Raw genomic sequence first — 21,321 nt, 5'->3', positions numbered from 1 at the left:
GGCCCTCGGTCACGCCGGGTTCGGCAGGTAGGTCGCTCCTCCCCGGCATTGCTTGAGGTATTCCAGCCCGCGCACCTGGCCTGTGATTTCGAGGTCGCCGCGATAGACCGGGTCGTGCCAGCCCTCGATGTCGATGGCGCCCTTGTAACCGGCCAGCCGCAATTCGCTGATCACCCGCGTCCAGTCGCTGTCGCCAAACCCGGGCGTGCGCATCTGCACGAAGGGCAGCTTGCCGAACACGCCGTGCTCGCGGATCACATCCCAGCGCACCGTCGCGTCCTTGCCGTGGACATGGAAAATGCGCGGCGCCCATTTGCGGATCTGCGGCATCGGGTCGATGAGGTAGACAAGCTGGTGGCAGGGCTCCCATTCGAGGCCGAGATTGTCGTCGGGCAATTCGTTGAACATCAGCTCCCAGGCGTCCGGATTGTGGGCGATGTTCCAGTCGCCGGCGGCCCAGTTGCCGTCCATGGCGCAATTTTCGAAGGCAATGCGCACGCCCTTGTCGGCGGCGCGTTTGGCCAGCGGCCCCCAGACCTCACGGAAGCGCGGCAGGCTGTCGGTCAGCTTCTTGCCGCGCAGGCGGCCGGTGAAGCCGCTGACCGTCGAGGCGCCGAACAGATGCGCATTGTCGATCACCGTTTCCCAGGCCGCGAGCACGCCGCGATCGACCTCGCCATCCTCCAGCGGATTGCCGAACACACCGATCGACGACACGACGACATCGGCATCGCCGATCGCCTCGCGGATCTCGCCGGCGAGCCGCGGCAAATCCTTGCCGCCCAGCGTCTGCCAGAAGAAGGGCTGGATGCTCTCGAAGCCGAGCGGCAGAATCTCTTTGATGTAGGCGGCCGGGTCTTCGAGATTGGCCCGCACCATGGTGCCGATCCGGATGTCGAGAAGCGGGTTTGGCATCATGATGCTTCCTGTGTGATTGCGACGCGCCGTCCGGTCTCGGCGCTTTCGATGGCGCCAAAAACCATGGCCAGGCTTTTGATGTTGTCGCTGCCACGGGTTTCCGGCTCGCTGCCGGTCTCGATGGCGTGGATGAAATCCTTGATGATGCCGAGATGACCGCCGACGCGGTCGGCGGAATCGAGCGGCGGTACTGTGATGGGCTGGGTCAGGTCGAACAGGCCGTCGCGGACCGACAACACAACCTCGGCCTTCAGTCCGTCCTCGCCGTCCCAGACCAGGCTGCCGTGCTCGGCGACGATGCGCCACGTGCTCTCCCAGCTGGTGCGGAAGCCCGCCGCGCACCAAGAGCCTGCATAGGTGAACACCTTGCCGCCGCCGAGATCGAAGATAGCGCTGGCCGACGATCCCTGCCGGTACCAGGAATTCGCCGGCTCCCATTCCTGGCAAAAGACGCCGGCGGGATCGCCGCCGACCATGTAGCGGGCGGCGTCGAAAGTATGGATCGCCATGTCGAGCAAAAGCACATGCGCCATCTCCTCGCGGAAGCCGCCGAAATGCGGCGCGACGAAGAAATCGGCATGGATGCTGGTTGGCTTGCCGATGGCGCCGGAGTCGAGAAAGCGCCTGATGCGCCGGACATTGGCGACGTAGCGGCGGTTCTGCACGACCGCATGGATACGCCCCGCGTTACGTGCCGCATCGACGATGGCGCGGGCATTTTCCGGAGTATCGGCCAGCGGCTTTTCCGTCAGCAGATGGCAATTATGGGCAAAGGCGGCAAAGGCGACATCACGCCGGGCGGCTGGAACCACGACATCGAACACCGCGTCGGGCCTGGTCTGGTCGAGCACCGCGTCGAGGCTGGTGCCGATTACCGCGCCGTCGAGCCCGTATTCGTGCGCCCTCGCCTTCGCCCGTTCGGCGTCGAGATCGACAAGGCCGACAATGGCCAGCCCGTCGATCTGCCTCGCGGCATCGAGCCAGGCCTTGCTCATCGCACCACAGCCGACGAGGACGGCATTCATCATCCGGCATTCCTCCCGTCCGGTCCCTCCAGACCGAATGTCACGGCATTTCCGGCATCACCGTAAACGTTTCTCCGTAAACGTTTACGAGAACACACCCGATGGCGTAGAATGTCAATCGGCTGTCAGCGAAAATCATCCCGAAGCCTTGGCCTGGGCGGCAGCCGGTGCTAGCCAAGACAGGGGGAGAACTGTCCTTGGCGTCCAGTATCCATGACCTAGCGCGTCACCTGAACATTTCGATCGGCACCGTGTCGCGGGCGTTGAACGGCCGCGCCGACGTCAATGCCGACACCCGCCAGCGCGTGCTCGCCGCCGCCAAGCAATTGAACTATTCGCCCAACCAGTCCGGCCGCAGCCTGCGGCAAGGCACCACCCATTCGATCGCCTTCATGCTGCAGCCGCATCCGGGCGACCAGCAATATGGCGAACCGTTCTTCATCCCGTTCCTGATCGGTCTGCAGGGCCGGCTGGCCGAGGATGACCTGGATCTGATGGTCGTCATGGGCGAGCCCGGCCAATATCAGCAGGAGAGGCTGCGCCGCGTGGTTGAGACGCGCCGGGCCGACGCGGTCGTGTTGGCCAATACACGGCGGGAAGACGATCGGATCGACTATCTCAGCAAGGCCGGCTTTCCCTTCGCCACGCTTGGCCGAAGTCAATCCGGCGACGACACCTATCCTTCGCTCGATATAGATTTCGAGAGGGCGGGTGATGAAGCCGTCGACCGGCTGGTCGCGCGCGGCCACCGCCGCATTGCCGCCATCCGCCCTTCGCTTGATCTCAACTTCGGCTACCTGTTCCTCGACGGCTACCGCAAGGCGCTGGAGCGGCATGGCATCGAAGTCGACCCCGGCCTGATCGCCGACGGCTTCATCAACGAGGCCGGAGGCTACCAGGTGACGCCGCGCGTGATGCTCTCCAAGGACCGGCCCACAGCCATCATCTTCAACAATGACGCAATGGCGCTCGGCGGCTGCAAGGCACTGGCCGAGATGGGCATCAGGCCCGGCCACGACATCGCGGTGATCGTCATCGTCGACACGCCGCTCTGCCGCTACTTTTCACCGGCGCTGACCGCCTTCCGTCCGTCGCTGGAGCCGATGGGCCGGCGGCTGGCCGAAATGCTGCTGGCCTCGCTTCCCGCCTTTGCCGGCCCGGAAGGTCCGCGCATCATCCGCGAAGTCTGGCCGCTGGAGCTGATCGCGCGCGACAGCGATTGATAGTGCGTCTCTCCCTTCTCCCACAAGGGAGAAGGAAGAGGCCCGCTCTGTCACGCAAGTATCATGTTCGCGTCCTAGACCGCTTTGCGAGAGGGCGACATCGTCGATGCGATGCGGTGGCCCCTTTGCGCCGCTCAAGGCTTGTCACAAAGAGGATCTCCATGAAAATCTCGCACCGAACCGTGTCGCTCGGCGCCGCGCTGGCGCTGTTTACCGCCCTGACCCCTGCCCTTGCCGACAGCACAGCCACCGTTGGTGGCTTCGTCAACAAGGGCCTGGTCGGCGTCGGCCGCATCCCGGCCGATCAGAAGGACAAGTTCGGCGAGACCTTCGGCTCCGGCTCCGGCATGTCGATCGACGCCGCAAGCTGGACCCGTGGCGCGGACGGCTACAAGGGCTCGCTCTGGTTGCTGCCCGACCGCGGCTACAATGTCGTCGGCACCACCGACTACCGGCCGCGCCTCAACACTATTCGCATCGAGTTCACGCCGGCCGCACTAGGCGCCACGCCCACCTCCGGCCAGGAACAGACAGGCGTCAAGGCGACGCTTGCCGATTCCCTGCTCCTCACCGACGACAAGGGCGCTGACGCCACCGGCCTCGATCCGCTCAACGGCGTGCGCGCGGCCAATGGCGACCTGCCGATCCTGCCCGAGGCCAATGGCAAGCTGGCGCTCGACAATGAGGCGATCGCGCGGCTGCCCGACGGCACCATGTTCATCTCTGACGAATACGGCCCCAACATCTACCGCTTCTCGGCCGACGGCCATCTGTTGTCGGCAACGCAGCCGCCCGCCGCTTTGGTGCCGATGCGCAAGGGCGCGCCGAACTTCGCCTCCGACAATCCGGGCCCCGGTGCAGCCGAACCCGATCCGAAGGATCCCGAAACCGGCCGCCAGAACAATCAAGGCCTCGAAGGCATGGCGCTGACGCCGGACGGCAAGTCGCTGATCACTGTGCTGCAGTCGGCGCCCCGCCAGGATGGCGGCGATTCGCCCGCGACGCGCCAGAACACCCGCGCGCTGGTCTACGACGCCTCCGACCCGGCCCATCTCAAGCTGGTGCATGAATATGCCGTGCCGCTGCCGGTGTTCAAGGACGCCAAGGACAAGACCAAGGTCGCCGCGCAGAGCGAAATCGTGGCGCTGTCCGACAAGACCTTCCTGATGCTGGCGCGCGACAGCGGAAACGGCCAGGGGGTGAAGGGCGATACTTCGCTGCTGCGCCAGATTTTCGTCGTCGACGTCTCTGGCGCCACCGACATTGCCGGCGGCGCCTTCGATGCCGCCGACAAGCCGCTGGCGCCCAAGGGCGTGCTCGACCCCTCGGTGACGCCGGCCAAGCTGACGCCGTTCATCGACATCAACGACAACAAGGAACTCGGCCGTTTCGGCCTGCATGACGGCAAGCCGAACGACAAGAACAATCTCTCGGAGAAGTGGGAAGCAATGTCTGTGGTCAGCCTGCTCGATCCGGCGCTGCCCGACGACTATTTCCTGTTCGTCGGCAACGATAACGATTTTCTCACCCAAGACGGTTTTCAGGTCGGCGCGCCCTACAAGGCCGACGACGGCGCCGATGTCGACACCATGTTCCTGGTCTATCAGGTCACGCTTCCGGGCCTCGCCAACAAGTAGCCGTATACGGAAAGGCGGACGCGCCCGGCGCGTCCGCCTCTAACCGTCTGTCGGCGATCAGCGATGCCGTGAAGGCACCTATTTCAAAATCTCCGCATCCCTTGGCACGCCGGCATCGATCGGCTCGGCGGTCCGGCTCGACACAGCCATGATCTTGCCCGCGGCCGACAGGTTCGGGCGCACATAGACCTGGGCTACGCCGTTGACCCGGCTGTAGAGGTCGATGATGTCCTGGTTCATGAAGCGCACGCAGCCCGACGACGCGTTCTTGCCGATGGAATCCCATTCCGGCGTGCCGTGCAGCCGGTACATCGTGTCCTTGCCGTCGCGGAACAGATAGAGCGCACGCGCGCCGAGCGGGCTCTTCGGTCCCGGCGGCATGCCGTCCTTATATTTCGCCAGTTCCGGCCGGCGCTGGATCATTTCCGGCGGCGGCGTCCACACCGGCCATTTCTTGCGCGCCTGGATCACGGCGCTGCCGGTCCAGCCAAACCCGGCCTTGCCGAGGCTGACGCCATAGCGCATTGCCTTGCCGCCGTCGCGCACCAGATAGAGAAAATGCTCGGATGTATCGACGACGATCGTGCCGGGTTTTTCGCCGGTCGGATCGTCCACGATCTGGCGCACGAACTTCGGATCGAGCTTGGCCACCGGGATTGCCGGCAATGAAAAGCCCTCATCGACGCGCGCCGAATACATGGTGGCGGCATCGCCGAAAGCGGGCTCGGGTGCGGGTGCCGGCGCCGGCGTCGGCGGTACTGCCACATCAGTGGTTGTGCAGGCCGAAAGTGCCATGGCAGCGGCACCCAAAGCGGATGCTCCCAGAAACGCGCGCCTATTCAGGCGCTCGGAAAATAATGGATTGTCGGACATGATCCCCCCGGTTTGCGGCCCCTCGCGGCGATGACCCATAGCCCATTACGCAAGCTTTGAGAACCTGATCGCCTCAGCCGCGTTAAGCTTGATGTTCCGATGCCGCATCGACCTTGTCCGTTAAATCGGCGATCATTGCCGGGCGGACTTTGAGATGAACCTTCGCCGAACAGCCCATGGACGAAAAAATACCACCGCGCCGGCGCACCGGCGATCTCACCAGCGGCCCAATCCCTCGCACGCTGCTGTTGTTCGCGCTTCCGGTGCTCGGTTCCAATGTGCTGCAGTCGCTCAACGGTTCGATCAACGCCGTCTGGGTCGGCCGCTTCCTCGGTGAATCGGCGCTGACGGCGACCTCAAACGCCAATCTGGTGCTGTTCCTGATTCTCGGCACCGTGTTCGGGATCGGCATGGCCGCGACCATCCTGGTGGCGCAATCGGTCGGCGCCCGCGACCTGCCCGAGGCGCGGCGCATCGTCGGCACCAGCGCCAGCTTCTTCTTCCTCGTCTCGGCTATCTTCGCCGTCTGCGGCTGGATCTGGGTCGACGCCATCCTCAACACACTGGGCACCCCGCCCGATGCGCTGCCGCTGGCGCGCTCCTATCTGCGTATCATCTTCGTCGCCGTGCCGATGATGAATCTTCTGTCCTTCGTCATGACGGTGCTGCGCGGTGCGGGTGATTCGCGCACGCCATTCTTCTTCATGGCGCTCGCCGTCGTGCTCGACATCATCCTCAATCCGCTGCTCATTCGCGGCATCGGCCCCTTCCCCGAGCTCGGCATCGCCGGCTCCGCCACCTCGACGCTGATCGGCCAGACAGTGAGCGTGATCGCCATCCTCGTCGTGCTTTATGCCAGAAAGCATCCGCTGCGGCTCGCCGGCGCCAACCTCGCTCTGCTGCGGCCGGATCCGGCGCTGCTCAGGATCGTCGTCTTCAAGGGCGTGCCGATGGGCCTGCAGATGATCGTCATTTCGGCGGCGGCGCTGACCGTCATGGGCATCGTCAACTCCTACGGCTCGCAGGTCGCCGCCGCCTACGGCATCGCAGCGCAGCTGTGGACCTATATCCAGATGCCTGCACTGGCGATCGGAGCCGCAGTCTCGTCGATGGCGGCCCAGAATGTCGGCGCCGGGCGCTGGGACCGCATCGGTCGCATCGCGGCGTCCGGCGTCGGCTTCAACCTGGTGCTCACCGGCGCCCTGGTGGCGCTGCTGTTCCTCTTCGACAGGCCGGTGCTCGGCCTGTTCCTTAGCCGCGACAGCACCGCAATCGACATTGCAGCCCACATCAACAAGGTGGCGTCCTGGTCGTTCATCCTGTTCGGCGTCACCATCGTGCTGTTCGCCACCGTGCGCGCCACCGGTGCCGTGATGCCGCCGCTGATCATTCTGGTGATTTCCGTGCTGGTCGTGCGTACCGGCTTTGCCTACTTCTTCAGGAGCTACATCGGCGAGGAAGCGCTGTGGTGGAGTTTTCCGGCGGGATCGATCACCTCGCTGGTGCTGGCCGCCGCCTATTATCGCTTCGGCCGCTGGCGCACCATGCACATGATCGAGGACCGGCCGGCCGCCGGCGAGCCGCCCGACACCGGCCTCGGCATCCCGCGCGGACGGGCAAACATGGCGCCCGGGACGCCAAACGGGTGAGGCTCAGCGCGCGTATTTGACGCCGAAACCCCAGCGCTACGACAGAGAACAGCGTGATCATGCCGGCGAAGGCCAGGCTTGCCGTCGTCGGAGTGGCCCAACTCGACAGCAGCCCAATGCCGATCACCGGCAGCGCATTGCCGCAGAAGCAGCAGATGAAGAACGCCGACACCAATTCGGCGCGACGCTCGGCAGGTGCGATCTGGTTCACCACCTGCAGGCCGCCGCGATAGCCGAGCGCCGCCGCCACGCCGCACACAGCGGTGGCGGCAACCATCAGGGACATTGACGCGAAAAACTGAGCAGCAACCATCAGCCCTACGGCCGGGATCATCAGCGCCAGCGCGGCTAGCATGCCGGCGCGGCTGGACAGTCGGACCGTGGCCAGAATGGTCGCGGCCGCAACGATCGACAGTTCAAAGAACAGCCCGCCGGCCTCGGCATGGTTGGCCACATGCAGCTGCTGCGCCAGGATGCTCGGCGCCAGGGCTGCATAGAAGCCGACCAGCGCCATGGCGCCGAAGCCGGTGACGGCCGGCGCCACGAAAGCGGCGCGGATATCAGCGGGCACCGACAGCCGCGGCCGCAGCGAAACGTCGGCCAGCCTTCCCGGCCGCGAAACGGTTTCCCTGGTGCGCCAGATCAACAGCGTCACCACCACGAGCAAGGCAAGATAGACCGCAAACGTTAGTCTCAACGGCCAGGGCGCATATTCGGCGAGCAGGCCCGATGCCAGCGCGCCGAGGCCAAGGCCAACGAAGTTGGTGCTGGTGGCGATGATTGCCGCGCGCGATTTGTCCTTACCCTCGATCAATTCGGCAAGCCAGGCCGTGCCGGTTCCCGCGCCGACGCCGATGCCAAGGCCGCTCAATATGCGGGCGACATCGAGCCATGCGACGTTCTCGGCCAACAGGAACACCAGCGCGCTGACCACCGCTATGGCCATCGACGCCAGCGCCGCAGGACGGCGGCCAATGCCGTCGGACAAGCGCCCGAACATCAGCAATGCGCCGAGATTGCCGACGACATAGACGGCGTAGACCAGCGTCAGCGTGATCTGCGAGAAACCGAAGGCCTGCTTGTAGATGACGTAAAGCGGCGTCAGCACCGTGCTGCCGGCGAACAGCGCGGCGATCATGGCGGCAACCGCGGCCATCGCGGGCCGGCCATCGAGTCCGTTGTCGCGCGTTATGGTCTCGGCATAGCTGGTCATGGCAACCTCCGGCCAATCGCCCAACGCCCAATTGCGCCCCAACGTCCATGTAAGGATGGCCGTTCCACGCGCCGAACTTCATCCTGACAACCTTGTCAGGATGGTCTTGCCCGAAATCCTCGCTTAACGTCTTCCATCGAGAGGGAGAATCCATGGGAAAAGGTAGAGTCGAGGCATTCACCGATGGGGTGGTCGCCATCATCATCACCATCATGGTGCTGGAGCTGAAAGTGCCCCATGGGGAGGATTTTTCAGCGCTTCTGCCGCTGTGGCCGATCTTTTTCAGCTATGTCTTGTCGTTCATCAATGTCGGTATCTACTGGAACAATCTGCACAACATGTTCCACACCGTCCAAAGGGTCGACGGCCGCGTGCTGTGGGCCAACCTCAACCTTCTGTTCTGGTTGTCGCTGATGCCGGCGACGACGGCCTTCATGGGCGAGAACCATTTCGCGCCGGTCCCCGTCGCCGTCTATGGCATCGACCTGGTGCTGTGCGCGGTCGCCTACACCTTTCTCGCCACCAAGCTGCACCATTTGCACGGCAACGACACCGCCTTCGCCAAGGCGCTGGGCAATGACCGCAAGGGCAAGATCTCGGTGGCCCTCTACGCCGCCGCCGTCCCGCTTGCCTTCGTAAACCAATGGATCGGCGTTGCGATCTTTGTGCTGGTGGCCGCCGTCTGGTTCGTGCCGGACACGCGTTTTTCGCGGGTGCTGGAAAAGTAGCGTAGGACGTCTCTACTTGCGCATCGCCTTCAGCTTTTCGGCAACCGACGCCGCAAGGTCGGCATAGCGCTCCTCCAGCCGCTCGGCCGCCTTGACGATCGAAAAATCATGGCCGAATTTTTCCAGCGCCATGCGCAATTTCTCGACGAACTCGGCCTGTTTTTCGAGTGCCGAAAACAAGGTCTTCACCTGCGCTTCGCTTATGTCCGGATTGGCAAGCATCTGTGGCACCTCGCGGCCCATCTGGTCGCCGGTGGCGGTCTGCTCCTTCAGGATCGCAACCCAGTCGGTCAATCGGCAGTCTCCTGTTCAGCCGCAGCATGCACGGCCGCCGTTGATGCGGTCAACCCGAACACGCGGGACGGCCTTGCACGATGCGCGTCCCGCGCTAAGTTCGGCGCCACCCGAACCCTAGGAAAAAGAACATGACCTCCGACGCCGAAATCCAATCCGCTTTGCCCGCCCTCAGCCGAGGCAACGTCGCCGTCGTCACCGGGGGCGCCAGCGGCATCGGGCTTGCCGCCGCCAAAAGGCTGGCGGCTATGGGCATGAGACTGGTGCTGGCCGACATTGGCGGCGCGCGCCTCGATGCGGCCCGCCAGGCAGTCGCCGCGATCACCGGCGAGAATGCCGTGCTTGCCGTCGCCACAGACGTGTCGAAGGCCGACGAACTCGGCCGGCTGGCGGAAAAGACGCATGCCGCTTTCGGCGCCGTATCGCTGCTGATGAACAATGCCGGCGTCGGCAACAATCCGGGAAAACCGTGGGAGAACGGCGACGCCTGGAAGCGGCTGATCGACATCAATTTCTGGGGTGTCGTACATGGCGTCGAGGCCTTCGCTCCGGCCATGCTGGCCTCCGGAGAGCTTGGCCTGATCATCAACACCGGCTCCAAGCAAGGCATCACCACGCCACCCGGCAATCTCGCCTACAACGTCTCCAAATCGGCATTGAAGACGTTCACCGAAGGCCTGGCGCACGCATTGCGCAACGAGCCGGGCGCGAAGGTCGCGGCGCATCTTCTCATTCCCGGCTTCACCTTCACCGGCCTCACCGAAGGAGCGGTCGAAAAACCGGCTGGCGCCTGGACCGGCGAGCAGGTGGTCGACTTCATGCTGGCTTCGCTGGCGCGTGGGGACTTCTACATCCTGTGCCCCGATAATGAGGTGATGCGGCCGACCGATGAAAAGCGCATGGCCTGGGCGATCGGCGACATCATCGAGAACCGGCCTGCTCTCTCGCGCTGGCACCCCGACCATAAGGACGCTTTCGCGGCCTTTATGGGAAACTGATCGTCGAACTCAGCCAAAGCCGAGACTCAGGCGGGCGCGCGTTTTTTCGCGGTGCGCTTTTGCGCGACGGCCTTCTTGCCCGCCAGTTCGGCGAGCTCGTGGTCATGGCGTTTTGCCGCCCGCTCGCATTTGTCTCTGATCTCCTCGACCTCGGATTCGGTCAGGTGCTCGATGCCGATGAAATGATTGTGGCCCTCGCTGACGCGGATCAGTTCGTCGAGCTTGGCCTGAACCGCGGCACCGTCGCGGTTCTGGGTGTTCTGGATCAGGAACACCATCAGGAAGGTGATGATCGTCGTTCCCGTGTTGATGACGAGCTGCCACGTATCGGAAAAGCCGAAGAATGGCCCGCTTACCGCCCAGACGATAACGATGGCGCAGCAGGCGATGAAAGTCGGTGGCAGGCCCGCCAAGTGCGAAACGGTGTTGGCGATTCTGGTAAACAGCTTTTCGATCATTCACATCCTCAACGGGTCAAAGCGCGATGAGCTGACCAAGGCCGCATTCATCGCTCCAACAATAAACAACCGGCAGCCGCTTCCGGTTCCCTGTCGCAGATGGCATCCCTGATGCAATTGTATGCACGCCAAAGGCGCAGCGCCGTGAAAAGCCGCCTTATCGGTTTGTTGCCATAGTCGCCATGCAGGCCAAAACCTGTTCCTTCCGCTTCACGCGGATTTGTCTCCAAGCCCCTTCCGCTGCGCCACCCCCGCATGGCGGAAGGGGTTCGTTGCGTTGCCGCAGCCGGCGGAACTCTTCCCGACACGTGCCGTTCAGAATTTTGGCGCCAGGATTTCGGCCAGCCAGTCGATGAAACCGCGCACGCGCGGCGAGCTCTCAGGAATGCTCTTACTCCCAGCGATGGAGGAAATCCTCAATCGGCAAGGCCTGCATGTCGGGAACCGCTTTGGCGAGTTTCTCCGGCGGCCAGTCCCACCAGGCGAGGCTTTCGATCCGCGCCGCGATCTCGGAGGGAAAGCGCATGCGCAACGGCTTTGCCGGTACGCCGGCGACGATTGTGTAGGCCGGTACATTCCGCGTCACCACCGCATTGGCGCCGACGATGGCGCCATTGCCGATGCTGATGCCGGGCATGATGACGGCGCCATGGCCGATCCAGACATCGTTGCCGATGCTGACCGCCTTGGCCTGCCGCCGCGCGCGGAACGCCGCGTCGACGCCCAGCCAGCGGAAATACTCGTTCGGCCGGTAGCTGAGCTTGTGCTGCGTGATCCGCTCGATCGGATGCTCTAGCGCATTGATGCGGCTGTTGGCGGCGATCGAGCAGAATTTTCCGATCGTCGTGTAGATCGCCTCGGCGTGGCGCTCGAAATAGGAGAAATCGCCGACATTGACCTCGCGCAGCACCACCCGTTCGCCGATCGAGGCATAGCGGCCAAGCTTGCACGCTTTCAGCTCCGCGGTCGGATGGATGCGCGGCTCCGGATCTTTCAGGACGAGGTTTTCGGTACGGTCCATCTGGCGGATTTACCCCCGCACAATTGCGGAAGCAATTGTCGCGTTGCGCCCGGAGAATCCGCTATTTCGGCTTGCCGCCGGTCCACACCACGTTCTGGCTGAACAGCGGCACGGTCGTCACCGACATTTTCGCCGAGCCGTCCTGCACCTGCCGCGAATGCGAGAGATAGATCAGCGTCTCGTTCTTCTTGTCGTAGATGCGGTTCACCACCTGCTTCTTCCAGATCAGGCTGATGCCTTGCTTGAACACCTCTTCGCCGCCCTCGCTCATGTCGATGTCGCCGATGGTGATCGGCCCGGTCTGGCGGCAGGAGATCGAGGAATCAGACGGATCCTCGAACCAGTTGCCCTTGTGCAGCCGGTCGATGACGCTGCGGTCGAAATAGGAGACATGGCAGGTCACGCCGTCGATCTTGGGATCCTTGATCGCCTCGACGATGATGTCGTTGCCGACCCAATCGACGCCGACCTTGCCGACTTCCTCTGCCGCTGCGGCACCGGCACCAAGGGCAATGCATGCGGCCAGCGCGCCGCCGATCAGTTTCTGCCCAATCCGTCTCTGCCCAGTCCGTCTTTGCAAGGGAGCCTCCTCAGGTTCAGTTTGCCGGTCTCAGGTGGGATAAGGGCCAGCTGTTTGCAAGGTAGCGCCCAGCCCGGTTGCGGCAACGCGGCATCTTTGCCTTGCCCCCTGCGACCGGCTAAGACTGCCGGCAGAGAGGCGCCGATCCGGCGCTCGATGATTTCTGCTACGGACAATTCCTGATGATGCGTTCAATTCTGGTCGGCATTCTCGTTCTGATGGCGGCGGGCATCGGCTGGCTCACCTTTGACTTCTATCGCGGCCACTATGGTGGCGAACCGTATGGCGCGCCATTCACGCTGGTCGACCAGAAAGGCGCGCCAATCACCGAAGCCGCCTTCCGGGGAAAACCCAGCATCGTCTTCTTCGGCTTCACCCATTGCCCGGAAGTCTGCCCGACCACTTTGTTCGAAATGGCCGGCTGGCTGAAGACGCTGGGCAACGACGGCAAGAACCTCAACGCCTACTTCGTTACCGTCGATCCAGAGCGCGACACGCCGCCGGTGATGAACACTTACGTCAGCAATTTCTCCGACCGCATCGTCGGCATATCGGGCGATCCCGACAAGGTGCACGCCATGGCGAAGTCCTTCAACATCTACTGGAAGAAGGTCGACACCGGCGACGGCGATTACACGATGGACCACACGGCCTCGGCGCTGCTGCTCAATGCCAAGGGCGAGTTTTCGGGCACCATAGCCTATGGCGAAAGCGCCGATACCGCGATCGCCAAGCTGAAGCGGCTGGCGGCAGGCTAGGCATGATCCCTAAATGTGGAATCCGGTTTTCTCGGACAGAAAAGTGTTGTCCAGAGATCATGCTCAAGCAAGAGACCAGCTGATGGGTCAGACCAGGCTCCACTTCATCGCCGGGAAGGTCGAGGCCGACCGCATCTTTGCCGCGCTCGAACCGGCTTTCGAGGATGAAGGCCTGCCGATCGCCGTGCTCGAAGTCGATGAAGACCGCGACATCTATGAGGTTTCGCTCTACACCGACGGCAATGTCGACGCGGTTGAGGCGCGGCTAAGGGACAGCCTTGCCGGACTGTCCCTGTCGAAGCCGATCGAGCGCGAGGTTTTGCCCGACATCGACTGGGTGGCGCGCTCGCTGGAGGGACTGAAGCCGGTGCGCGCTGGACGTTTCTTCGTCCATGGCGCGCATGACCGCAGGAAGCGCCACAGCGGCGAACTGGCCATCGAGATCGAGGCCGGCCTTGCCTTCGGCACCGGCCATCACGGGACCACGGCCGGCTGCCTCGAAATGCTGGAGCGGGTCGTGCGCCGCGAACGTCCCAGGAATGCCCTCGACCTCGGCACCGGCAGCGCGGTGCTGGCGATCGCCGTCGCCAAACTGGCGCATATTCCGGTGCTGGCGACCGACATCGATCCGATCGCCGTCAGGGTCGCCGCCTCCAACGCCCGCCTCAACCACGTCAAGGCGCTGGTCGAAACGGTGACGGCGCCCGGCTTCCACCACCCGATCTTCGGCAAGCGCGCGCCTTTCGACCTCATCGTCGCCAACATATTGGCGCGGCCGCTGATGCGGCTGGCGCCTGAGATGGCCAGGCATATCAGCCTCGGCGGCTCGATCGTGCTGTCCGGCATCCTCGAGCGCCAGTGCAATGCGGTGATCTCGGCCTATGTCGGCCAGACTTTTCGGCATGTCAGGACCTTGCACCGCGAAGGCTGGGTGACGATCCACCTCAAGCACTGAGACGCAACGCGCTTTGGACCAATCCGAGCCTGTTGCGATTGGCGAAAATCGATTCCGGTTTTCCGGGTCATGCGCTACGGTCGCGCCCGATACAGGAGGCATACCATGTTCCAGACCTTCGATTCCGCAGGCGACCCCAGCGTCGGCAAGCCGCGCGTGACGTTGCTGCGGCGATGGCTGGCGGATAATGGCCTCGACGGTTTCCTGGTGCCGCGCGCCGACGAGCACCAGGGCGAATATGTCGCCGATCGCTCGGCGCGGCTGAAATGGTTGACCGGCTTCAGCGGCTCGGCCGGCGTAGCACTTGTGCAGCGTGACCGCGCCTTCATGTTCGTCGATGGCCGCTATACCTTGCAAGTGCGCCACGAAGTCGATCTCGACATTTTTTCAATCGAGAGTCTCGTCGACAACCCGCCGGCCTCCTGGATCAAGGACAATCTCGGCAAGGGCGCCAGGCTTGGCTTCGACCCCTGGCTGCACACGATCGCTGAGGTCAAGGCGCTGAAAACCTCGGCCGAGCAATCCGGCGCGACGCTGGTGCCGCTCGACAGGAACCCGATCGACATCATCTGGAAGGATCAGCCGGCGCCGCCCGTGGCGCCGGTCGAAATCCACCCGATCGGCTTTGCCGGGGAACTCGCCAAGGACAAGCTGGCGCGGCTGGCGGCGGTAATCGGCAAGGAGGGCGCGTCGCACGCCGTGCTCACCGACCCCTCCTCGATCGCCTGGGCCTTCAACATCCGTGGCGGCGACGTGCCGCACACGCCGCTGGCGCTCGGCTTTGCGATCCTTGCAGCAGATGGCAAGCACCAGCTGTTCATGGACCAGCGCAAGTTTTCGCGCACGGTCGCCGCCTATCTCACCCAACTCGCCGATCTGCACGAGCCCGGGGAATTCGAGGCGGCGGTCGCAGCCCTTGCCGAGGGCGGCGCCAAGATCGCGCTCGATCCGGTGCTGGCGGCGGAAAAGCTGAGAATGCTGGTCGAGGACAATGGCGGCACATTTGTTTCAGCAGCCGATCCCGCCCGCATCCCGCGCGCCACCAAGAACCAGGCGGAAATCGCCGGCAGCCGCGCGGCGCACCGCCGAGACGGGGCGGCGGTGGCGAAACTGCTGTGCTGGCTGGAACGGCAGAAGCCGGGCACGCTCGACGAAATAACCGTTGTCACCAAGTTGGAGGAAACGCGCCGGCAGACCGGCGAGGAAACGCAGATGCCGCTGCGCGACGTCTCCTTCGACACCATTTCCGGCGCCGGGCCGAACGGCGCCATCATGCACTACCGTGTGTCGCGCGCCACCAATCGCAAGCTGACAAAGGGCGAGCTGTTCCTGCTCGATTCCGGCGCCCAGTATCAGGACGGCACCACCGACATCACCCGCACGGTGCCGATCGGCCAGCCGACCGAGGAGATGCGCGAGCGCTTCACACTGGTGCTGAAAGGTATGATCGGCATTTCCACGCTGCGCTTTCCCGCCGGCACGCGCGGCTCGGAAATCGACGCGGTGGCGCGCATGGCGCTGTGGAAGCATGGCTGCGACTTTGCCCACGGCACCGGCCACGGCGTCGGCTCGTATCTGGCCGTGCATGAAGGGCCGCAGCGAATCGCCCGCACCGGCACCGAAAAGCTGCTGGCCGGCATGATGCTGTCCAACGAGCCCGGCTATTACAAGGAAGGCTCCTACGGCATCCGCATCGAGAACCTGATCCTGGTGACGCCGGCTGAACAGGTGGAGGGCGGCGACATCGCCATGCACGGTTTCGAGACGCTGACGCTGGCGCCGATCGATATCAGGCTGATCCGCACCGACCTGCTGACGCGCGAGGAGTTGCACTGGCTGGATACTTACCATGCCTGGGTGCTGGCCGAGATCGGCCCGATGCTCGACGGCGAGACGCTGGCTTGGCTGGAGAAGGCAACAGCGCCGCTGCCGCACGACGCCAAGATCTGAAATGAGCTTCTTTCTCCCCGCCACTATACGGGGAGGTGAGGAGCGGTCCGCGAAGCGGACGAAAAGCCAATTGCTTGGCTTTTCGAGTGACGAACGCCCGGCAGGGCAATGAGGGGCGGCGCCGACAGTTCGAAACTGTTCCGCGCGCAGGCGCCCTATGGCACAAACTGCCGCGCGAGGACCAGCACCACCGCCCCGGCCAGAAACATCGCCATCAGGCCGCCGCGCGGCGAGACCACAGCGGCGACGACCAGCGCCGCCCATTCCGTCGGTCCGGCACTGAGTGCGGCGGGCGCCACCAGCGTCGTCAACACCGCCGCCGGCACGGCGTTCAAGCCAGCCTCGACGCGTGGATGGATGTGGTCGAAGCGCGAGATCACCAGATGGCCGCCGACGCGGGTGAGATAGGTGGCGATCGCGCCGGCAATGATGATCCACAAAGTCGCGCTCATCGTTTTGCCTCCACACCGCTATGGTGCGGCGGCAGGATGACGGCCAGCAGCACGCCGGCAACGGCGCCGATGGAGACGTGCCATGGCGATCCCACAGTTTTGTAGGCAATGATCGACGCCGCGGCGCTGGCGATCACCACCGGCAGCCACAGTGGCCGGTTGCGAAAGCCCATGACCAGCCCGAGGAAATAGATCGGCAGCAGGAAGTCGATGCCGAGCGCATGCGTGTCCGGGATCAGCTTGCCGAACACCGCGCCCAGCGCGCTCTCGATCCCCCAGAACACATAGACGGGCAGGCCAAGCCCCATGTACCAGGCAAAGCCAACGGTCTCGCCGGCTTCGGCCCTGCGCTCGGCCACCGCGAATTGCGGATCGGTGAGCACGAAATAGCCCAGCGCTTGGCTGATAACCGGCCAGTGCGCGATTCGCCGGCCGATGCTGGCGGAGTAAAGCACGTGACGGAAGTTTACCGCGAAGATCGACAGCACGATCAGCCATGGCGCGACATGCTGGCCGAACAATTCGATGCCTACCATCTGGCTGGCGCCGCCGAAGATCAGCGCGCTCATCAAGAAAGCTTCGAGAACGGAAAAGCCGTTGTCGACGGCGATGGCGCCGAACAGCAGCCCAAATGGCGCCGCGGCGACAACCACCGGCATCGACAGCCGCACGCCGTCCCAGAAGTCGCTGGCCACGGAATTTTCGCTTAAGGTCTCTGCCGACATGTCACATTCCCATCTCGCGCTGCTATGTAGGAGCCGGCGTTTGAAAAGTCAGACGAATTCGCTTGAGCCAACAAATCAGCGAAACTGATGTTGTAAAAAAATGAGGGGTTCGGATGATCGCTTATGATTTCACCGGCAGGCACGCGGTCGTCACCGGCGCCGGTGGCGGTATGGGCGAGGCGATCTCGCTGGCGCTGCTCGAGGCCGGCGCCTCGGTCACCGCCATCGACGTCAAGCCGCGTCCGGCGTCGCTTGCCGCCTATGACGACCGGCTCACCTTTGCCCAGGGCGACCTCACCGACGCCGCCTTTGTCGAGCAGACCATCAATGCCGCGGGCCGCGAGCGCGGCGGCATCGATTATCTCGCCAATGTCGCAGGCGTGCTCTGGTTTGGCCGCGACAAGTCGGCCCTCGAGATGGACCTCGATGTCTGGGATGAGGTCTTCAACATCAATCTGAAGTCCTTCGTCCACACCGCGCGGGCGGTGGTTCCGCAGATGCGGGTCGGCGGACGCGGCGGCGCCATGGTGCACTTCTCCACCATCCAGTGGTATCGCGGCGACCCGACCCCGCAGGATGCCTACCAGGCCTCCAAGGCCGGCGTCTGTGCACTGTCGAAGTCGCTCGCCATGCAGCTTGCCGGTGACCGCATCCGCTCCAACTCCATCTGCCCGGGCATGGCGTTGACGCCGCTGCAGGCGCGCTGGGACACCGAGGAGAAACGCGCGGCCGTTGCCAATTATGCGCCGCTCGGCCGCATCGGCACGCCGCAGGACATGGCCAATGCCACGCTCTTCCTGCTTTCCGATGCGGCAAGCTACATCACCGGCATCGAGCTGGCAGTCGACGGTGGGCTTTTGATGCGGATGTAGCCGTGCAGCGCGCGGGGCTGATTTAGCTCCGCGGTGCCGTGCCCTGGATCGCCCTGCCCCAGTCAAGCAGCGGCTTGGCGCGCAAGGCGAAATCGACAAGCTCGTCGACCAGCGTCGGCGCGTGAATTCCAGCCGGATCGATGATGTGCTGGACATAGAAGTGCCGGTTGCGGATGGCGTCGACAAGATCGGGTTCGTTGACCTGCTCGAATCCGCGCGGCGTGCGCTTCAACCGACCCTCGGTTTCGAGTTCGAAGCCGTTTTTCTTCAGCGTTGAAAGCAGTTTTCGGAACTCGGCTGGCCGGGCGATAATCGCCTTGCGCATCGCCAGCAGCAGGGGCGGCTCCGGGTTCCACCAGGCAACGTCGGCAAAGCAGCGGTCGATCCCGACATAGACGAAGAACACGCCCTGCTCCATCTTGGTGCCATCCGGCGACAGCATGGCCGACAAATGCTGGTTGTAGGGCCGCTTGTCCTTGGCGAAGCGCACGTCGCGGTTGATGCGAAACAGTGACTTCTTGCGGTCTCCGCGCAAGCCCAGACCCGCCGCCGCGAAGCGCTCGGTCAGCGTCTCGACCAGATCGCAGAACGGCTCATGCAACTCGCTGTCGTAAAGCGCGCGGTTTTCCTGGAACCATTCGCGGCTCTGGTGGAAGTCGAGCGCCTTGAGGAACGGTATGGCCTTTTGCCCGAACCCTTTGAACGAACCGGCCATCACGCCTTGCCGACCCGTTGCAGCCAGGTGTCCTCGTCGATGACTTCGACGCCGAGTTCGCTGGCCTGCTTCAGTTTGGAGCCGGCGCCCGGCCCGGCCACCAGCAGATCGGTCTTCGCCGACACCGAACCCGCCACCTTGGCGCCGAGCCGTTCGGCCATCGCCTTGGCTTCGGAGCGTGTCATCTTTTCCAGCGTGCCGGTGAAGACGATGGTCTTGCCGGCAACCTCGCTGTCGGTCGACACGGTGACGACATACGGCTTCGGCTTGACCTGTTCGAGCAGTCTGTCGAGCACGTCGTCATTGCGTTCATTGCCGAAGAAATCGCGCAACGCATCGATCACTGTATCGCCAATGCCGTTGATGGAGGGGAAGACGCTGTGCGGATCCTCAGCCGCCGCCGTTTCCTTGCCGACGCGGATCAACTCCTCGATGGTCGAAAACGTCCGGGCAAGCACGGCCGCCGTCGTTTCGCCGATATGGCGGATGCCGAGTGCGAAGATGAAGCGGTCGAGCTCCGGCTCGCGGCGCGAATCGATGGCCGCGAACAGCTTGTCGAGACCTTCATAATTGCGGTCCTCGACACCGCGCACATTCTTGCGCGCCTTGCCCGATGCCGCCTCGCGCAGCCGCGCCTGCTCCTCGCGCCGCTCGGCCAGCGCCCTGGTGACGGCCGGGCGGCGATCCCTGAGGGTGAAGATATCGGCGGCGGTCTTGACCAGTCCCGAATTGAAGAACAGGTCGATATTCTCGGCGCCCAGCCCCTCGATGTCGAGCGCGCCGCGCGACACGAAATGACGCAGCCGCTCCACGGCCTGCGCGGCGCAGATCAGCTCGCCGGTGCAGCGCCGGCGCGAATCCTCCTTGCCGGTCTTCTCGTTGATTTCGCGCGTCGCCGGCGAGCCGCAGACCGGACAAATGTGCGGGAATTCGTAAGGCACCGCATCAGCCGGCCGCTTGTCGACGACCACGCTGACGATCTGCGGAATGACATCGCCCGCCCGTTGTATGACAACCGTGTCACCGATGCGGACATCGATGCCGTCGCGAATCGGCAGGCCGTAGCTGTCGAAGCCCTTGATGTAGTCCTCATTGTGCAGTGTGACGTTTTCGACCACCACGCCGCCAACCGTGACCGGCGCCAGCCGCGCCACCGGCGCCAGCGTACCGGTACGGCCGACCTGGATGTCGATCTTCTGCACCGTCGTCATCGCCTGTTCGGCCGGGAATTTATGCGCAACCGCCCAGCGCGGCTCGCCGGTGACAAAGCCCCAGCGACGCTGCAATTCCAGCTGGTCGACCTTGTAGACGACACCGTCGATGTCGTAGCCGAGCGACGAACGCAGCTCCTCGATCTTGTGGTAGTGCGCGATCAGCTCCTCGACCGACTTCGCCCGCACCATCAATGGGCTGACCTTGAACCCCCACTCGGCGAATTTCTGCACCGAATCATATTGGGTCGGCGCCGGATCCGCTGTCGTGTAGCCCCAGGCATAAGCAAAAAATTTAAGATTGCGGCTGGCGGTGACGGACGCATCCTTCTGTCGCAAGGAGCCCGCTGCCGTGTTGCGCGGATTGACATAGTCCTGGCCGCCCACCGCCGCCGAGCGGGCCTTCAGTGCCTCGAATTCCGCATAGGTCATGTAGACTTCGCCGCGGATCTCGATGGTCTCGGGCCAGCCCGATCCTTTCAGCTTGGCGGGGATGTCGGCGATGGTCCTGAGATTGGCGGTGATGTCTTCGCCGACAGCGCCGTCGCCGCGGGTAGCACCCTGCACGAACACACCGCGTTCATAGCGCAGCGACGCCGACAGGCCGTCGATCTTCGGCTCGGCCGTAAACGCGATGTCGAGATCCTTGTCGCGGTCGAAGAAGCGCCGGCCACGCTCGATGAAATCGGTGACGTCCTCGTCGGTATAGGCCTTGGCGAGGCTGAGCATCGGCACCGCATGGCGCACCTTGGCAAAGCCTTCCGCCGGCGCGGCGCCGACCCGCAGCGAGGGCGAATCCTCGCGCACCAGACCGGGAAAGCGCTCCTCGATGGCAAGATTGCGCCGCCGCAGCGCGTCATATTCCGCGTCCGTAATCGTCGGCGCGTCCTCGGCATGATAGCGCCTGTCATGACCGGCGATCTCCTCGGCCAGCCGCTGGAGCTCATCCGCGGCTTCGCTTTCGCTCAACGATTCGACTGGTTTTTCAGACATGCAGCGGTCCCTGGACAGTGGCGCGACACCATAAATCAGGATTTCGGAAAAAGCATTCCTGAACAGCGGGATG

General features: G+C 63.9%; 20 protein-coding genes and 1 pseudogene. 9 read left to right on the top strand and 12 right to left on the bottom strand.

The features are described 5' to 3' along the window. Positions 1-9: 9 nt before the first annotated feature. Complete coding sequence (locus tag X751_RS152465; RefSeq protein WP_032885446.1) at positions 10-918, bottom strand: sugar phosphate isomerase/epimerase; 909 nt, start codon at positions 916-918, stop codon at positions 10-12. Beyond that, the gene (locus X751_RS152470; protein ID WP_023744619.1) at positions 915-1,946 is read right to left on the bottom strand and encodes a Gfo/Idh/MocA family oxidoreductase; all 1,032 of its coding nucleotides are present in this window, start codon (positions 1,944-1,946) and stop codon (positions 915-917) included. The genes X751_RS152465 and X751_RS152470 overlap by 4 nt, the downstream gene beginning before the upstream one ends. A 194-nt stretch (positions 1,947-2,140) precedes the next feature. Here X751_RS152470 and X751_RS152475 point away from each other — a divergent pair, with 194 nt between their 5' ends. After that, positions 2,141-3,166 (top strand): LacI family DNA-binding transcriptional regulator, encoded by a 1,026-nt coding sequence (locus tag X751_RS152475; RefSeq protein WP_023688052.1) that lies wholly within the window; start codon positions 2,141-2,143, stop codon positions 3,164-3,166. 161 nt (positions 3,167-3,327) lie between these two features. Then, complete coding sequence (locus X751_RS152480) at positions 3,328-4,803, top strand: esterase-like activity of phytase family protein (RefSeq protein ID WP_023688051.1); 1,476 nt, start codon at positions 3,328-3,330, stop codon at positions 4,801-4,803. Positions 4,804-4,881: 78 nt separating this feature from the next. On the opposite strand, the gene X751_RS152485 is transcribed toward X751_RS152480, so the two are convergent. Then, the gene (locus X751_RS152485; protein WP_023744618.1) at positions 4,882-5,676 is read right to left on the bottom strand and encodes a L,D-transpeptidase; all 795 of its coding nucleotides are present in this window, start codon (positions 5,674-5,676) and stop codon (positions 4,882-4,884) included. Positions 5,677-5,852: 176 nt separating this feature from the next. On the opposite strand from X751_RS152485, the gene X751_RS152490 reads away from it, so the two are divergent. Next, positions 5,853-7,325, top strand: coding sequence for an MATE family efflux transporter (locus X751_RS152490; protein ID WP_023744616.1), 1,473 nt, complete (start codon positions 5,853-5,855; stop codon positions 7,323-7,325). A 343-nt stretch (positions 7,326-7,668) separates the two neighbouring features. Here the strand turns inward: X751_RS152490 and X751_RS1000000165565 are convergent. After that, positions 7,669-8,463, bottom strand: a pseudogene (locus tag X751_RS1000000165565) (MFS transporter); the annotation flags it as partial. A 227-nt stretch (positions 8,464-8,690) separates the two neighbouring features. On the opposite strand from X751_RS1000000165565, the gene X751_RS152495 reads away from it, so the two are divergent. Then, a complete protein-coding gene (locus X751_RS152495; RefSeq protein ID WP_023682120.1) occupies positions 8,691-9,266 on the top strand; it encodes a TMEM175 family protein in 576 nt (191 codons plus the stop codon). A gap of 12 nt (positions 9,267-9,278) precedes the next feature. On the opposite strand, the gene X751_RS152500 is transcribed toward X751_RS152495, so the two are convergent. Further along, positions 9,279-9,560, bottom strand: coding sequence for a hypothetical protein (locus X751_RS152500; RefSeq protein WP_023705540.1), 282 nt, complete (start codon positions 9,558-9,560; stop codon positions 9,279-9,281). A gap of 131 nt (positions 9,561-9,691) precedes the next feature. Between X751_RS152500 and X751_RS152505 the strand changes: the two genes are divergently transcribed. After that, complete coding sequence (locus tag X751_RS152505; RefSeq protein ID WP_023744614.1) at positions 9,692-10,558, top strand: SDR family NAD(P)-dependent oxidoreductase; 867 nt, start codon at positions 9,692-9,694, stop codon at positions 10,556-10,558. Positions 10,559-10,584: 26 nt separating this feature from the next. Here X751_RS152505 and X751_RS152510 read toward each other — a convergent pair whose 3' ends face one another. The 3 genes from X751_RS152510 to X751_RS152515 all read right to left on the bottom strand — a co-directional run bounded on the left by X751_RS152510 (position 10,585) and on the right by X751_RS152515 (position 12,617). Beyond that, positions 10,585-11,016 carry a low affinity iron permease family protein gene (locus X751_RS152510; protein ID WP_023750938.1) on the bottom strand — a complete coding sequence of 144 codons (432 nt, stop codon included), beginning with the start codon at positions 11,014-11,016 and terminating at the stop codon, positions 10,585-10,587. A 391-nt stretch (positions 11,017-11,407) separates the two neighbouring features. Then, positions 11,408-12,037, bottom strand: a complete 630-nt coding sequence (locus X751_RS0133245) for a DapH/DapD/GlmU-related protein (protein ID WP_031204046.1) — start codon at positions 12,035-12,037, stop codon at positions 11,408-11,410. Positions 12,038-12,098: 61 nt separating this feature from the next. Beyond that, the gene (locus X751_RS152515; RefSeq protein WP_031204048.1) at positions 12,099-12,617 is read right to left on the bottom strand and encodes a CreA family protein; all 519 of its coding nucleotides are present in this window, start codon (positions 12,615-12,617) and stop codon (positions 12,099-12,101) included. 182 nt (positions 12,618-12,799) lie between these two features. Between X751_RS152515 and X751_RS152520 the strand changes: the two genes are divergently transcribed. The 3 genes from X751_RS152520 (at position 12,800) to X751_RS152530 (ending at position 16,280) form a co-directional block, all read left to right on the top strand. Continuing rightward, a complete protein-coding gene (locus X751_RS152520) occupies positions 12,800-13,375 on the top strand; it encodes an SCO family protein (protein WP_023712445.1) in 576 nt (191 codons plus the stop codon). Between the two features lie 82 nt (positions 13,376-13,457). Continuing rightward, entirely contained in the window at positions 13,458-14,330 is an 873-nt protein-coding gene (locus tag X751_RS152525) for a 50S ribosomal protein L11 methyltransferase (RefSeq protein ID WP_023744612.1), read from the top strand. A 105-nt stretch (positions 14,331-14,435) separates the two neighbouring features. Beyond that, positions 14,436-16,280 (top strand): aminopeptidase P family protein, encoded by a 1,845-nt coding sequence (locus X751_RS152530; RefSeq protein WP_023744611.1) that lies wholly within the window; start codon positions 14,436-14,438, stop codon positions 16,278-16,280. A 155-nt stretch (positions 16,281-16,435) separates the two neighbouring features. Here X751_RS152530 and X751_RS152535 read toward each other — a convergent pair whose 3' ends face one another. Together X751_RS152535 and X751_RS152540 are read right to left on the bottom strand one after the other, a co-directional pair. Continuing rightward, positions 16,436-16,732, bottom strand: a complete 297-nt coding sequence (locus X751_RS152535) for an AzlD family protein (protein WP_023744610.1) — start codon at positions 16,730-16,732, stop codon at positions 16,436-16,438. Then, on the bottom strand, positions 16,729-17,457 hold the full coding sequence (locus X751_RS152540) for an AzlC family ABC transporter permease (RefSeq protein ID WP_023712442.1): 729 nt from the start codon (positions 17,455-17,457) through the stop codon (positions 16,729-16,731). Before X751_RS152540 ends, X751_RS152535 begins: the two co-directional genes overlap by 4 nt. A gap of 113 nt (positions 17,458-17,570) precedes the next feature. Between X751_RS152540 and X751_RS152545 the strand changes: the two genes are divergently transcribed. Beyond that, complete coding sequence (locus X751_RS152545) at positions 17,571-18,329, top strand: SDR family oxidoreductase (RefSeq protein WP_023744609.1); 759 nt, start codon at positions 17,571-17,573, stop codon at positions 18,327-18,329. Between the two features lie 22 nt (positions 18,330-18,351). On the opposite strand, the gene X751_RS152550 is transcribed toward X751_RS152545, so the two are convergent. Together X751_RS152550 and ligA are read right to left on the bottom strand one after the other, a co-directional pair. Beyond that, complete coding sequence (locus tag X751_RS152550; RefSeq protein ID WP_023744608.1) at positions 18,352-19,044, bottom strand: TIGR02453 family protein; 693 nt, start codon at positions 19,042-19,044, stop codon at positions 18,352-18,354. After that, a complete protein-coding gene (gene ligA / locus X751_RS152555) occupies positions 19,044-21,248 on the bottom strand; it encodes an NAD-dependent DNA ligase LigA (protein ID WP_023744607.1) in 2,205 nt (734 codons plus the stop codon). The genes X751_RS152550 and ligA overlap by 1 nt, the downstream gene beginning before the upstream one ends. Between the last annotated feature and the right edge of the window lie 73 nt (positions 21,249-21,321).

The organism is Mesorhizobium sp. LNJC394B00 (genome assembly GCF_000502555.1).
Lineage (GTDB): Bacteria > Pseudomonadota > Alphaproteobacteria > Rhizobiales > Rhizobiaceae > Mesorhizobium.
Note: the sequence above shows the minus strand (reverse complement) of the source record. Positions and strands in the feature narration are given on the sequence as shown.

Bases quoted from the DNA above. Each gene is read 5' to 3' on its own strand.
- X751_RS152465 (WP_032885446.1), bottom strand. From the start codon at position 918: ATGATGCCAAACCCGCTTCTCGACATCCGGATCGGCACCATGGTGCGG.
- X751_RS152470 (WP_023744619.1), bottom strand. From the start codon at position 1,946: ATGATGAATGCCGTCCTCGTCGGCTGTGGTGCGATGAGCAAGGCCTGG.
- X751_RS152480 (WP_023688051.1), top strand. From the start codon at position 3,328: ATGAAAATCTCGCACCGAACCGTGTCGCTCGGCGCCGCGCTGGCGCTG.
- X751_RS152485 (WP_023744618.1), bottom strand. From the start codon at position 5,676: ATGTCCGACAATCCATTATTTTCCGAGCGCCTGAATAGGCGCGCGTTT.
- X751_RS152490 (WP_023744616.1), top strand. From the start codon at position 5,853: ATGGACGAAAAAATACCACCGCGCCGGCGCACCGGCGATCTCACCAGC.
- X751_RS152495 (WP_023682120.1), top strand. From the start codon at position 8,691: ATGGGAAAAGGTAGAGTCGAGGCATTCACCGATGGGGTGGTCGCCATC.
- X751_RS152505 (WP_023744614.1), top strand. From the start codon at position 9,692: ATGACCTCCGACGCCGAAATCCAATCCGCTTTGCCCGCCCTCAGCCGA.
- X751_RS152510 (WP_023750938.1), bottom strand. From the start codon at position 11,016: ATGATCGAAAAGCTGTTTACCAGAATCGCCAACACCGTTTCGCACTTG.
- X751_RS0133245 (WP_031204046.1), bottom strand. From the start codon at position 12,037: ATGGACCGTACCGAAAACCTCGTCCTGAAAGATCCGGAGCCGCGCATC.
- X751_RS152520 (WP_023712445.1), top strand. From the start codon at position 12,800: ATGATGCGTTCAATTCTGGTCGGCATTCTCGTTCTGATGGCGGCGGGC.
- X751_RS152525 (WP_023744612.1), top strand. From the start codon at position 13,458: ATGGGTCAGACCAGGCTCCACTTCATCGCCGGGAAGGTCGAGGCCGAC.
- X751_RS152530 (WP_023744611.1), top strand. From the start codon at position 14,436: ATGTTCCAGACCTTCGATTCCGCAGGCGACCCCAGCGTCGGCAAGCCG.
- X751_RS152535 (WP_023744610.1), bottom strand. From the start codon at position 16,732: ATGAGCGCGACTTTGTGGATCATCATTGCCGGCGCGATCGCCACCTAT.
- X751_RS152540 (WP_023712442.1), bottom strand. From the start codon at position 17,457: ATGTCGGCAGAGACCTTAAGCGAAAATTCCGTGGCCAGCGACTTCTGG.
- X751_RS152545 (WP_023744609.1), top strand. From the start codon at position 17,571: ATGATCGCTTATGATTTCACCGGCAGGCACGCGGTCGTCACCGGCGCC.
- X751_RS152550 (WP_023744608.1), bottom strand. From the start codon at position 19,044: ATGGCCGGTTCGTTCAAAGGGTTCGGGCAAAAGGCCATACCGTTCCTC.
- ligA (WP_023744607.1), bottom strand. From the start codon at position 21,248: ATGTCTGAAAAACCAGTCGAATCGTTGAGCGAAAGCGAAGCCGCGGAT.